Raw genomic sequence first — 12,891 nt, forward strand, 5'->3', positions numbered from 1 at the left:
CTTAACTGACCGGCATTACGACCAATGGTCGCGTTTTAAATTCAATCATAACGTTACTGATTGCTATTACTGGTAAGAGTGATCACCATGCTGGTGCTCAGTAACGTCTTTAACGCCTGTCAATTCACCAGGGAACATATCAAGCAACTGCTTTTCAATGCCATCTTTTAGGGTCACATCAACCATAGAACAACCATTACAACCACCACCAAACTGCAGAACAGCAATGCCATCTTCAGTAATTTCTACCAGCATGATGTTACCACCATGGCTTGCTAGCTGTGGGTTGATCTCAGACTGGATCACATACTCAATACGCTCAACCAATGGTGCATCACCAGAGACTTTACGCATCTTAGCATTAGGCGCTTTAAGCGTTAGCTGTGAACCTAACTGGTCAGTAACAAAATCAATGGTGGCTTCTTCAAGAAAAGGAGCGCTCTTCTCGTCAACCATGGCATTAAAGCCATTAAACTCTAGTTCTGTGTCATCTGCTTCAACAGCATCTGGTGGACAGTAAGAAACACCACACTCAGCCTGCGCTGTGCCAGGGCTGATAACAAATACTCGAATGTGAGTTCCTTCAGGCTGATCTGATAACAAATTAACAAAATGCGCCTGAGCTGTTTCGGAAATGGTAATCATGAAAACATAGCTCCGTCAGGAATAAACCTGAGTGTTTTAGTAAGAATTAACCCTATAATACTCCTACTGAGTCGCGCTTTGTAGCCCTTAATGGTCACACAAAGAGAATTATCGCTATTTTGATCACAATTTTTTATCTCGGTTGCTTATGGTTTTGTCGCCGCTGAGCTGCTAATTTAAGCGTAATATTATAAATATAATGAACATTTCGATGCTGAAAACTGCTGTTACCTTTGTATTCGTTTTTTTGATGTTGCTCTCTGTTTCCGCAGAGGCAAAGAAGACCCGACTGACTGATAATCCACTCTATGGAGTCACCACGACTAGTCCTGAAGAGTTTCTTGGCTACCCACTTGGGCAATACTTACTCCGTCATGATCAAGTCAACTACTACCTAAAAGAGATAGCACAGCAGAACCCAAGAGTATCATTAGAGAATACTGGTATTAGCCATGAAGGGCGTCAGCAACTTACAGCTGTCATTACCTCAGCCAATAATCAACAACAACTAGATGAAATACTAAAACAACGGCAGCAAGTTAAGTATCTTGGCGAACAGTCTGGCCCAATAATTATTTGGCTGGCCTATTCAATACATGGTGATGAGGCCTGTGGTGCCCATGCAGCACTAAAACTAAGCCACATGCTGGCAACGAGTGAAGATAAATGGGTTACTAATCTACTGGAAAATGCAGTGGTACTGATCACCCCAAGCCAAAATCCTGATGGCATGGATAGGTTTTCAACTTGGGCGAATGGTTATGCTGGCAAAGTCGTTGTCAGCGATCCAAACCATAAGGAACATAAACAAGGCTGGCCAAGCGGCAGAAGTAACCATTATCTGGCAGACTTAAATCGAGATTGGTTGTTTCTCAGACACCCTGAGTCTCAAGGACGAGTCGCACTCTTTCACCGTTGGCAACCCCACTATGTAGGCGATTTTCACGAGATGGGCCACAACCAAACTTACTTTTTCCAACCCGGTGTACCTGAGCGCACTCACCCGCTAACACCAGCAGCAAATCAAAAGTTGACCATAAAGCTAGCCGCCTATCATCAAGCGGCATTAGATGATAAAAAACAGAGTTATTTTAGCCGTCAGTTATTTGATGACTTTTTTTATGGCAAAGGCTCAACCTACCCCGATATCAATGGCGCTATCGGCGTATTGTTTGAACAGGCTAGTGCTCGCGGTCAACAGCAGGATTCAAGCAATGGTATTGTTCGTTTTAATGAAGCGATAGATAATCAGTACGCAACCTCTATTTCAAGCTTAAAAGGTGCATTAGCCCTCAAGTCGGAGCTGCAAGATTACCAAACTGAGTTCTTCAGCAATAAGCACCAAAAACCCAAGAAAAAGAAACCGCGTCAGTCTGGACGTTTGATCTCTACAGCCAATGATAATCAACGTATTAAGCAGCTAACGGCTCTGTTATCACAGCATCATATAGAGTATTACTACCTGACCAATCCACTGACCCAAGGCGGTGGGTCATTTGATGTCGATAGCAGTATCTTCGTACCCGATCACCAAGCCCAGAGTTCATTATTAACAGCGCTATTTGATAATAGAACTGAATTTAACGATCCCACTTTTTATGATGTTTCGACCTGGAATTTGCAACACGCTTTAAACCTAACCGTACGGCAAAATGTCAAACTCGAACTCAGTGTATTGAGTCAAACGGCACCACAGTTTAAGCAACCGAAATGGTCACCTAAGGCTGTTGCTATATTAATTGATTGGCGTCAAAACCAAGCCGCACCGGCATTACAGCAATTGCTTAGTCATGGTGTTCAGGTCAAATTTGCCGCTAAACCATTTACAATAAAAAGTAATAATAGCCAACTAGACTTCCCTGCTGGCACGTTACAAATCCCCTTAAAACAAGATGGTCATTCCGCCAATGATTTAAATAAAATGCTGCTTAAACTCAGCCAAGAGATGCAACTAGAAATAACCGCTACCAATTCGAGCAGTTCAGTGACTGGAATCGATTTAGGCAGCCCAGACTTTAAAGTTATCCGCCCAATCAAGCCACTGATTATTAGCGGTAAAGGGACCTCTATACCCGAAGTCGGTCAGATTTGGTATTACATGGACTCACAACTTAACGTGCCGACAACCTTAGTCGATATTAATAACCTCAGCGCCATCAAACTCAGTAACTACAGCCATATTATTCTGGCTGGCGGCAGTTACAGTGGCCTGGATGAGAAGTTCGCTCGTAAGTTAGCTCCTTTTACCGCTGATGGTGGCATAGTCATCGCTCAAAAAGGTGCACTCGCTTGGCTCAATAAAGCTAACTTTCTCAAAACTAGCCTTAGGGGGGAGCGCTTTTATAAACAGCTCTTTAATGGTGCAGGCCTTACTTTCGATAAAAAATCCTCCTTTAGTGCCAGACAAGAGATTGGTGGCGCAATTGTGGAGTTGAAACTGGACAAGAGCCACCCAATGAACTTTGGTATTACCGGCAATCGTTTAGCGGTTATGAAAAACAAAGCGCTTGGATTTGCACAAGCAACTAACGACTTTAGCGTCGCAGCAAGCTATTCATCACAGCCACTATTAAGCGGCTATATGGCGCAAGAATATCAGAGCAGTTTTGCTAATTCACCAGCGATTGTCGTTGAGTCCAGAGGTAAAGGGGCAGTCGTTGCATTGACTGATAACCTATTGTTTAGGAATATCTGGCTCGGCTCAGAAAAACTTTACGCCAATGCGCTCTATTTTATACCTGTGCTTCATTAACCTTTGCCACTTTTTTAATTGAGTCCTGGCGCCTCAGCTCTTGCGAGGCACCAGACTTGCGCATCGATATATTGCTTAGATAACAAACTGGAGATTTCTGAAACCGTGGTGCCAGTGGTGACCACATCATCGACGATGGCGACTCGCTGCTGAGTAATATCAGCAGTTAAGCTAAAGGCATCGAGCAGATTTTTTCGACGCATAGCACCCGATAACCCAGCCTGAGGCAAAGTGTTTGCTTGCCTAATGATCACACCATCAAGCAGCGGCAGCTGTAACTTAGTCGACAGTGTTTTTGCAATCAACCAAGCTTGGTTAAAGCCCCGATTTCTTAGGCGCTGCGGGTGTAATGGCACGGCAATAATTGCTTGTGGCATTTTAACAAAACCTTGCTCAACTAAAAAATGTAACCGCCTAATGAGTGCATCAACCATCACCTCTATTATCGCAAATTGAGCCTGATACTTTATCTGTCCAACCCAATGCCCAAGACCATCATGATAACGGCAAGCCGCAATGACCTTTAAGCTATTTTTTCGCTGACATCCTCCACAATACTCAGCCAGTAAAGGCATCTCTTTACCGCAGCCTAGGCAAACGGGAACGTTATAAATAGAGGCGTCTAAACAAACAGCACAGATACCCGTTTGATTCGATAAAATCTGTTGATGGCACATTAAGCAGCGATTGGGTAACATAGCCGCGAGCCTTCGCAGCAAGGTAGATTGAGTAATAATGAAATTCCTTTTTCATACACGTTATGATCAAAACAACAGGATAAATCTGTGAGTCAAACTAAGTTACATGTCAAATCTGTTGGTCAAGGTATCGATGTTGTGGTGCTACATGGCTGGGGCGTCAATAGCGCTGTATTTAACGCTTTGCCTGACATGTTACCTGAGTATAGGTTTCACTTTGTCGATCTGCCCGGTTTTGGTGATAGCCCAATCGTTAACGGTGAAATAGACGACTGGCTTGCAGCTATCATTGCCAACGTACCGCAACCCGCTATTTGGATCGGTTGGTCACTAGGAGGGTTAATTGCCTCATTAGCGGCAATTAAATACCCACAGCACGTCAGACGCTTATGCACCATTGCCTCATCGCCCTGTTTTATGGCGCGTGAAGAGGAGTCTTGGCCGGGGATCTCGCCGAGTGTATTGGAGCAGTTTGCTAGCCAGTTACAGCTAGACCTCAATAAAACCATTGAGCGTTTTCTTGCCATCCAAGCTATGGGCAGCCAAACCGCCAAAGGCGATATTAAGCAACTACGAGAGTGGGTGTTAGCTAAGCCGCAAGCAAAGTTTGATGCACTCGAACAGGGGCTCGCGATGCTGGCGAATGTTGATTTAAGAGGGCAAGTTTCGACAATAAAGCAACCTTGGCTGAGGATATGGGGCAAGCTTGACGGGCTGGTTCCCCGCAAGGTAATAAAGCTGATGCCGGTGATGGAAAATACTCAAGACACTATACTGGTAAAAGCTTCTCATGCGCCTTTTATCAGCCATACAGATGAGTTTGTTACCTGCGTGCAAGAGTGGCTTAAAAGTACAACAAATCAACACTCTTAATAGCAAAACAGCTTTATTATTAAGTCAATATTGGTTAACATTTAACCATGACTTGAAATGGAATTGTCTATGCTGGTTGTTACCAATTATCCTAATGTGCCCATCTCTACCTCTAATGTAGCGACTGACTCTGCGCGCACGGATAACCAACAGCGTCCACCGGTATTGCCGCCACCACAAGCCAGTAAAGGTCATGAGGAACGCGCCTTTAACCCGCAAAATGAACGTACAGCCGAACAAGCTCAAGCACAGGCAAAGTTGCGTGGTTCAGTACAGGACAAGCAGCAAGGCGGGTCACAACAGGAACAATCTCAGCAGGAGCAACAAAAGCGCCCCCCAGCACTGGATTTAAAACAGCTATTTAGTTACCGCTCACCATTAAAGCGCAGTGACATCAAGCTACCAAATCAGCCCGCAGAGAAACAAGCAACGGCAGAGAGTAAACATTTACCGAATGAAACGTTACAGTTCTACCGCGCCTTTGGTGCACATATAGAGGCATTTTATCAAACTCGGACTCAGCCAAAATCTGAGCCCGACATGCTTACCACTGTATAAAGCTACAACTTCTGGTCGCTATAAAGTCCTTTCTGGTAAGCCATACTGCCCCATAATGCCCAACCCAATGCAGTCTTTTTCATCTCATCTGATTGTGGACTCGGACGTAATTTTTCAGCCACAGGGTCATAAACAAAGCCAGTTGCAGGGTGTTCTGGTTGCAAGATAACCACATCATCACCACGCAGATAAGCCAAGTTTTTATCGTACTGCATTAACGCACGACCAGGCCAGTCATCTGGAGTTTTGGTCAAGTCGCGACCCAACATCGGATAGTTGTCACTCACGCCCATTAAAGAGAGTACAGTCGGCCCTAAATCTATTTGGCTGGTTACACGACTATCCAGTTTTGGTTCTATCCCTTCACCTAAAATCAAACCCGGAATACGGAATCTGGAAATAGGAACTAACTCAGCACCGCCTACTCGGCTGTCGTGATCCGCTACAACTACAAAGATAGTATCTTTCCAGTAATCTGACTGCTTAGCTTTTTTAAAGAATTCACCTACAGCATAATCTGCATACTTAGCAGCATTATTACGTGTCTGTTTTGGCTGTTCATACAGTTCAATTCGATCATCAGGGAACTCAAATGGATCGTGATTACTCGAGCTAAATACTAAGCTGAAGAAAGGCTGACCCTCTTTATGAAGTCGCTCAAATTCATCATTTGCACGATACATAAGATCTTCATCTGAAGCACCCCAAGAGCCGACAAAATTGGGATTAACGTAATCAGACTCATCAATGATATCGGTAAAGCCATTGCCTAAGAAAAAGCTGCGCATATTATCGAAGTGGCTTTCACCGCCATAAATAAACTGATTGCGGTAGCCATGTTCCTTTAATAGCGACGCTAAGGTAAAGAAACCAGTTTGGCTGCGACCTAGCTTTACCACTGAACGCGCTGGAGTAGGAGTAAAGCCTGTCACTACGGCCTCAATTCCACGCACAGAGCGAGTACCAGTGGCATACATGCGTTCAAACGCCCACGCCTCTTTCGAGAGCTCATCAATGTTAGGCGTTAATGGTAAACCGCCTAAACTGCCTACAAACCTTGCGCCAAGGCTCTCTTGTAAAATAATCACCAAGTTCTTTGGTTTGCCTTGATAACTGGCGGTGTTCTTAGAAATACTCGGATACTCATCTGACAAAAAGTCAGTGAGTGGTCTGCCGCTTTCACGACGAATAATATTAACCACGTCCTCTTTAGGCAGTTTGCCGTATATCTTTGCAGCATCGGCTTCATTGCCCATTTGTTTTATAGCAAACACTAAAGAGTAAGCAGAGTTAGTCACTAATGAGTTGACTAGCGGATCGCTCGAAAAGGCGACCAGAGAAGGGTTAAGTGGACGATGTCCCAGGCTTGAACGCGCACCTAAAAGCGCGATAACTATCACTAGCACGCCTAATACAGGACGCCAATACCAACGAGGATAGGTTTGCTTTTGGCTTATTAGGTAACCACTTAGCTTCCAACCACCAAAAATTACAGCACCACTAATAAGTGCAGATAAAATCAACTCAAACTTTCTACCCGCCCACAGCATTGAAAACACTTCTTTAGGGTAAATTAAGTATTCGACATATAACCTGTTCGGTCTAACACCATATTCAGCAATAAATGAAGGTGTTGATATCTCAAGGAAGACTAAAGTGAGCAGGCCAAGCGTCAGCCAAACACGTAATATTTTGTTCCAGATTTGACCAATCAAGTGCTCGCCAGAAAAAATAGCGGTACCGAGCGCTGCGGCGCCCCAAAGCCAACACATAGTCGCAAAATCGACACGTAAGCCCTGTAGCAATAAATGTGACCAACCAGCAGCTACATCAACACGCTCAAACTGCCAAATCGCCAAACCTAATCGACTGAGCATAATGATCACTAACGAGATAGCGGCAAAGATTATAATGGGGCGAAACGGCCCTAAAGTATGTGAACGAGTCAAAATGGTAATCCTAATTTATTCTGTGAGCGCTTTCTATGAAGCGTTTTCCAATTAGTTCAGACCTCCATGTCACTAATAAGTTTCAAAATCAAAGCGGGATATAACATATCCTTTACCAGGTTATATTCAAGCTATTTAAACCTTATCGCTCAGTTACAGTCGTTTTAACTAACATAGCGCACATTTTTGACCTCATTAACCTATACCAACCACAATAAAGATTTACTCACTCAGCAAAAGTTTAGCGGTTTTGGGGTAAGTGAATGAACGAAGAGCATAATAAAACGAGGAAAGCACACATAAATTGAGCACAAAAAAGCCCCAACAGATATCACATCTGTTGGGGCTTATGACTGATAATTTGTGGGTTACTTTTTCAGTTTGGCAAACGCATCAGCAAAAGCATTACCCATCGCTGCATTTGCAGGTTGTTTTGGCTTAGCTTTACTGTGTGACTGAGACTGCGGTTTAGCCCCTTTATGCTTAGTGGCATTATTTGAAGGCCGTGGCGCTGTTTTCGGTGCCTCGCCGGCTTTATCAGTCAAGCGCATGCTCAGACCAATACGACGCCTTTCAGCATCCACTTCCATCACTTTAACTTTGACAATATCACCGGCTTTAGCCACTTTATGCGGATCATCGATAAACTTCTCAGTCATCGAAGAGATGTGTACTAACCCATCTTGATGTACGCCTACATCAACAAACGCACCAAAATTAGTCACATTAGTGACCACACCTTCTAAGATCATGTCAGGTTTAAGGTCGCCTATCTGCTCGACCCCCTCTTTAAAGGTCGCCGTTTTAAATTCGCCACGAGGATCGCGTCCAGGCTTATCAAGCTCCGCCAAAATATCGGTCACCGTTGGCAGGCCAAAATCACTGGTGATAAAGTCTTTAGCGTCGATACTGGTTAACAGTTCGCTATTACCGACTAAGCTGGCAACTGATTGTTGCTTTGCACTAGCAATAGCCTCAACCAGAGAATAGGCCTCAGGGTGAACAGATGATGCATCTAATGGGTTTTCCGCATCGCTGATCCGCAAAAATCCAGCAGCTTGCTCATAGGCTTTTGGCCCTAAACGCGCAACCTTAAGCAGTGATTTACGGTTGGCAAATCGTCCCTGTTCATCACGGTGAGTCACAATATTTCGCGCTAAGGTTTTATTAAGCCCAGCCACCTGTGCCAGCAGTGCAGCTGATGCCATATTCACATCAACACCCACACCATTCACACAATCTTCAACCACAGCTTCAAGCGAGGTAGAAAGCATGCTTTGGCTAACATCATGTTGATACTGGCCAACACCAATCGCTTTAGGTTCAATTTTTACTAATTCGGCCAACGGGTCTTGTAAACGGCGTGCAATCGATACCGCACCGCGAATAGACACATCAATATCAGGGAACTCTTCAGAGGCAAGTTCAGAAGCCGAATACACAGATGCGCCCGCTTCACTGACCATCACTTTGGTCAAACTAGGCAGCTCTGCTTTTACCATGGTGATCAATTCAGCGGCTAACTTGTCTGTTTCACGCGATGCAGTGCCATTACCAACCGCAATCAGCTCAACTTTATGCATTTTAGCCAAATTGGCCAAGGTTCTAACTGACTTATCCCATTGCTTTTGTGGAGCATGAGGGAAGATAGTGGTGTGTGCCACTAGCTTGCCGGTGTTATTTACAATTGCTACTTTAACGCCGCTTCGCAGACCAGGATCTAAACCCAGTGTCGCTTTAGCACCCGCAGGAGCTGCCATTAGCAGGTCGCCTAAGTTACGCGCAAACACATTAATCGCTTCGCTTTCTGCGCTCTCACGCATACGGCCAAAGAACTCAGTTTCCATCTGCAGTGCAATTTTTACTCGCCAAGTGGCGCTAACAACCGTCTTTAACCATTGGTCAACGGCACCGTCGTTCAGCGCCAGTTTGAAGTGTTCAGCAATGATCACCTCACAGTAGCTAGCTTGCTTCGCTTCTTTGGCTGGATCAGCATTGATACTTAAGCTCAACATACCTTCGTTTCGACCGCGCAGCATTGCGAGGGCGCGATGCGATGGCACCTTAGTTAGCTTTTCAGAGTGCTCAAAGTAATCTCTAAATTTGGCACCCTCTTTCTCTTTACCTTTAGCCATACGGCTTTCAAGTACAGCATTTTGCTTAACGTGAGTACGGATCTTTTGCAGTAACTCAGCATCTTCAGCAAAACGCTCCATTAAGATAAAGCGCGCGCCATCTAATACTGACTTGCTATCGGTAAAGCCCGCTGCAGCATTGATAAATTCAGCTGCCTTTGCTTCACAATCAGCATTGCGATTAGCAAGTAAAAAATCGGCTAATGGCTCAATACCCGCTTCAATGGCGATTAAGCCTTTAGTACGACGCTTAGGCTTATAAGGCAGGTAGAGATCTTCTAGACGAGTTTTACTATCAGCGGCATTTATCGCAGCTTTGAGCTCAGGGGTTAATTTACTCTGGGCTTCGATGCTCGATAAAATCACGTTACGACGCTCATTAAGATCACGTAAGCAACTAAGACGACTGTTCAATGTACGCAGCTGCGCATCATCAAGTCCACCCGTCGCTTCTTTACGGTAGCGAGCAATAAACGGTACTGTTGCACCGTCATCCAGTAATGAAATCGTATCGTTAACTTGCTGAAGACGGACGTTTAATTCTTCAGCAATAAGCTGTGCAATGTTTTGCATAAAGTGAAGTGATGCCAAATAGATAATATTGCGCTCAAGATACCACAGCTAAGCAGTAATTTTAATGTCGTCACGCGCGCTTTTAACGCTAAAAAATGGAATTTGCTAATTTAATTGATTGAAAATAGTTCGCCAGCAACAGCACACTGTCATTGATACTTAAAAGAAATCAGCAATAAACACTGACTTAATGGTTAAACTTGACCATTACTCTTGCTGCTTAGTTTCTATTAGTACCCTTGCTTTAACTCCCTTATACTGCTGATAAAACCAACAAAAAAATCAAACTAATGACCGATAACCTACCCGATTACTTTTCGATTAACGCTTGGCAAATTGATTGCCAACGAAATCTTGCGTGGCTAGGCGATGAAAAAGTGTTGGTATAACCTAAGGCGATGATGGTATTGCAATACCTAGCATCAAGACCCGGAGAAACTGTCAGCAGACAAGTGTTGTTTGATGAGTTTTGGCCCAAACAAGTGGTCACCGAAGATGCACTGAACAGAGTAATGTCTTCGTTACGACGGCTATTTAAAGATAATGCCAGTAACCCTGAATATATCGCTACTATTCGTAAAGTCGGTTACAAGTTAGTTGCTGATGTCACGGTGCTTAATGCGCTTACCACTGAGCAGCAAATTACGCTGCAAAACGAGCCAGCGCTAATCCAAGCGACTGTTGCCAACGAGGAACGTCAAGTTATCGGCGTAATGCGATGGCCCGCCTACCTAGTGATAGCCTCTGTGTTTATCTTTGACTGGCGCTACCTTCAGCATGATAAGCAACAGCTGGCGCCAGCTAATATTCAGCGTCTCACTCACGACAAGGCGATAAACATCATGCCTACACAGTCGCATCAAGGTGATTCATTTGTCTATATTGCAGCAGAGCAAGGCGCGGTCGATCAATTGATGCTGCGTGAGAAAACGCAAACATTTCCAATCCGTTTAGGTGATGATAGCAGTTACTCCTATCCGGTATTTTGAAACAAAGGGGTCAGAGCCCTTTAATGGCTATCGTCTATACTTAGCTTCCAAACTTATTATCCAAGATAGAAGGGAAACAAAGGCAACAAAAAGGGAAACAAAGGGGTCAAGGGGTCAGAGCCCTTTAATGGCTATCGTCTATACTTAGCTTCCAAACTTATTATCCAAGATAGGATATGCCCAGAAAGCCTCGTTTTTATGCCCCTAATATTACCTGCCATATCATTCAGCGAGGCAATAATCGCGCCGCATGCTTTTTCAATAATGACGACTATAAAATCTACATTAATGCACTGACTCAGGCATTAATTCAATACAATACAATGTGCAACTGCATGCCTACGTGCTAATGACAAACCACGTTCATCTGCTTATGACTCCAGCTACTAGTGAGGGCATTTCACAAGTCATGCAGAGCGTCGGACGCGCTTATGTCAGCACCATAAACCGACTTTATAAGCGTACAGGCACCCTTTGGGAGGCGCACCATAAAGCTTGCCTTATCGATAGCGAAGTCTACTTCATGACCTGCCAACGCTATATCGAGCTCAATCCAATCAGAGCAAACATGGTTCGGCACCCCAGCGAATACGCATGGTCTAGCTATCAAGCGAATGCGATGGGCAAAAATATTGCTTGCCTGACGCCACCCCCGATTTATCAGGCTCTTGGAGATACTCCGGAAACCCGTCAATATCGTTACCGTGAACTCTTTAATACCGCCTTACCAACAGAGGAAATTCACAGTATCCGCAACTGCACCAACCATAATTACCCTTTAGGTAGCGATAAGTTCAAAGCCGACATTGAAGCCAATTTAAATGTCAGATTCGGCCACTTAGCACCCGGGCATCCAATAAAAAACAAATAAAACTAAAGCATAAAAACAGAGCGCAAAGCTAATGGGCAAAGCTAATGGGCTCTGACCCCTTTATCTTACCTTTATCTTATCTGACCCCTTTATCTTATTTGTAAGTGACTAGTTTTCGCTCAACACGTCAGCGTAACCCATTGATATAAAGTAACTAATCCATATCCCAGCTACGTTGCCTAATTGCGCTGAATAAAAGCACCTTGATGCCCACACGCTCTTTCTCGTGTATAAACTCCAGCACAGTATTTGTAAATCCATATACGGCAAACGTCCAACCGGAAGCGTTAGGCTATTTTGAATAAATACGAGGAAGACAACTTCGTCTGGGGCGGCACGGACTCTTTATAAAATAAATGGCCAAGAGGGGGTAGACAGCAACCCCCTCTTGGCCGAGTGTGAGCTAGAAACTCACGACTTTACCCCCTATGTGAGAACGTCGGGGAATCGACTGTGCCAGCTAATGTTACATACACGCTGTGCTTTTTACAGCAAGCATATTGGTATTTTCCAATCAGTGCTCCTTCAGTTCCATTTTCGGACTTATATACAGCAACCGTATAGTCGTACGATTGATAGTAAGGCTTATAATTAACCTCTTGCCCATTACTTACAGACGAAGTCCAGTAAGAACGTTTTACCAAGTCATGTTGCATTTCTAAATACACATTACTGCCGTCGCTTAATTCATTTATAAAGTGGATATAATGGTCTGACATATCTAAATCCTTTTAATGTTGAATAAAATCAGTTTTTGCTTAAGGAGTAAAAGCTCCTAGCAGTTACTCTAGGAAAAATTAGAATTAACAGCCTTCTGATACTATTCCATCCAAAACCCATGAAAATAA

9 protein-coding genes are annotated in these 12,891 nt (G+C 44.1%); 5 read left to right on the forward strand and 4 right to left on the reverse strand.

Annotated features, from left to right (window positions below):
- Window positions 1–66: 66 nt before the first annotated feature.
- Window positions 67–645 (reverse strand): Fe-S biogenesis protein NfuA, encoded by a 579-nt coding sequence (gene nfuA / locus AB4238_RS05995; RefSeq protein WP_020914794.1) that lies wholly within the window; start codon window positions 643–645, stop codon window positions 67–69.
- Window positions 646–856: 211 nt separating this feature from the next.
- On the opposite strand from nfuA, the gene AB4238_RS06000 reads away from it, so the two are divergent.
- Entirely contained in the window at window positions 857–3,397 is a 2,541-nt protein-coding gene (locus AB4238_RS06000; RefSeq protein WP_372032215.1) for a M14 family zinc carboxypeptidase, read from the forward strand.
- Window positions 3,398–3,411: 14 nt separating this feature from the next.
- Here AB4238_RS06000 and AB4238_RS06005 read toward each other — a convergent pair whose 3' ends face one another.
- On the reverse strand, window positions 3,412–4,095 hold the full coding sequence (locus AB4238_RS06005) for a ComF family protein (RefSeq protein ID WP_372032216.1): 684 nt from the start codon (window positions 4,093–4,095) through the stop codon (window positions 3,412–3,414).
- A gap of 87 nt (window positions 4,096–4,182) precedes the next feature.
- Between AB4238_RS06005 and bioH the strand changes: the two genes are divergently transcribed.
- Together bioH and AB4238_RS06015 are read left to right on the forward strand one after the other, a co-directional pair.
- A complete protein-coding gene (gene bioH / locus AB4238_RS06010; protein WP_372032217.1) occupies window positions 4,183–4,968 on the forward strand; it encodes a pimeloyl-ACP methyl ester esterase BioH in 786 nt (261 codons plus the stop codon).
- Window positions 4,969–5,037: 69 nt separating this feature from the next.
- The gene (locus AB4238_RS06015) at window positions 5,038–5,526 is read left to right on the forward strand and encodes a hypothetical protein (RefSeq protein WP_372032219.1); all 489 of its coding nucleotides are present in this window, start codon (window positions 5,038–5,040) and stop codon (window positions 5,524–5,526) included.
- A 2-nt stretch (window positions 5,527–5,528) separates the two neighbouring features.
- Here AB4238_RS06015 and AB4238_RS06020 read toward each other — a convergent pair whose 3' ends face one another.
- Both AB4238_RS06020 and AB4238_RS06025 read right to left on the reverse strand, forming a co-directional pair.
- Entirely contained in the window at window positions 5,529–7,403 is a 1,875-nt protein-coding gene (locus AB4238_RS06020) for an LTA synthase family protein (RefSeq protein ID WP_372032269.1), read from the reverse strand.
- Window positions 7,404–7,843: 440 nt separating this feature from the next.
- A complete protein-coding gene (locus tag AB4238_RS06025) occupies window positions 7,844–10,183 on the reverse strand; it encodes a Tex family protein (RefSeq protein WP_372032221.1) in 2,340 nt (779 codons plus the stop codon).
- A gap of 398 nt (window positions 10,184–10,581) precedes the next feature.
- Between AB4238_RS06025 and AB4238_RS06030 the strand changes: the two genes are divergently transcribed.
- Both AB4238_RS06030 and AB4238_RS06035 read left to right on the forward strand, forming a co-directional pair.
- The gene (locus AB4238_RS06030) at window positions 10,582–11,172 is read left to right on the forward strand and encodes a transcriptional regulator (protein ID WP_372032222.1); all 591 of its coding nucleotides are present in this window, start codon (window positions 10,582–10,584) and stop codon (window positions 11,170–11,172) included.
- A gap of 373 nt (window positions 11,173–11,545) precedes the next feature.
- Window positions 11,546–12,043, forward strand: a complete 498-nt coding sequence (locus AB4238_RS06035; protein WP_372032224.1) for a transposase — start codon at window positions 11,546–11,548, stop codon at window positions 12,041–12,043.
- The last annotated feature ends 848 nt before the right edge of the window (window positions 12,044–12,891 follow it).

This window comes from Shewanella sp. 10N.286.45.A1 (assembly GCF_041470405.1).
Taxonomy (GTDB): domain Bacteria; phylum Pseudomonadota; class Gammaproteobacteria; order Enterobacterales; family Shewanellaceae; genus Shewanella.

Coding starts and splice junctions, on each gene's coding strand:
- nfuA (WP_020914794.1), bottom strand. CDS start 645: ATGATTACCATTTCCGAAACAGCTCAGGCGCATTTTGTTAATTTGTTA.
- AB4238_RS06000 (WP_372032215.1), top strand. CDS start 857: ATGCTGAAAACTGCTGTTACCTTTGTATTCGTTTTTTTGATGTTGCTC.
- AB4238_RS06005 (WP_372032216.1), bottom strand. CDS start 4,095: ATGTTACCCAATCGCTGCTTAATGTGCCATCAACAGATTTTATCGAAT.
- AB4238_RS06015 (WP_372032219.1), top strand. CDS start 5,038: ATGCTGGTTGTTACCAATTATCCTAATGTGCCCATCTCTACCTCTAAT.
- AB4238_RS06020 (WP_372032269.1), bottom strand. CDS start 7,403: ATGCTCAGTCGATTAGGTTTGGCGATTTGGCAGTTTGAGCGTGTTGAT.
- AB4238_RS06025 (WP_372032221.1), bottom strand. CDS start 10,183: ATGCAAAACATTGCACAGCTTATTGCTGAAGAATTAAACGTCCGTCTT.
- AB4238_RS06030 (WP_372032222.1), top strand. CDS start 10,582: ATGATGGTATTGCAATACCTAGCATCAAGACCCGGAGAAACTGTCAGC.
- AB4238_RS06035 (WP_372032224.1), top strand. CDS start 11,546: ATGACTCCAGCTACTAGTGAGGGCATTTCACAAGTCATGCAGAGCGTC.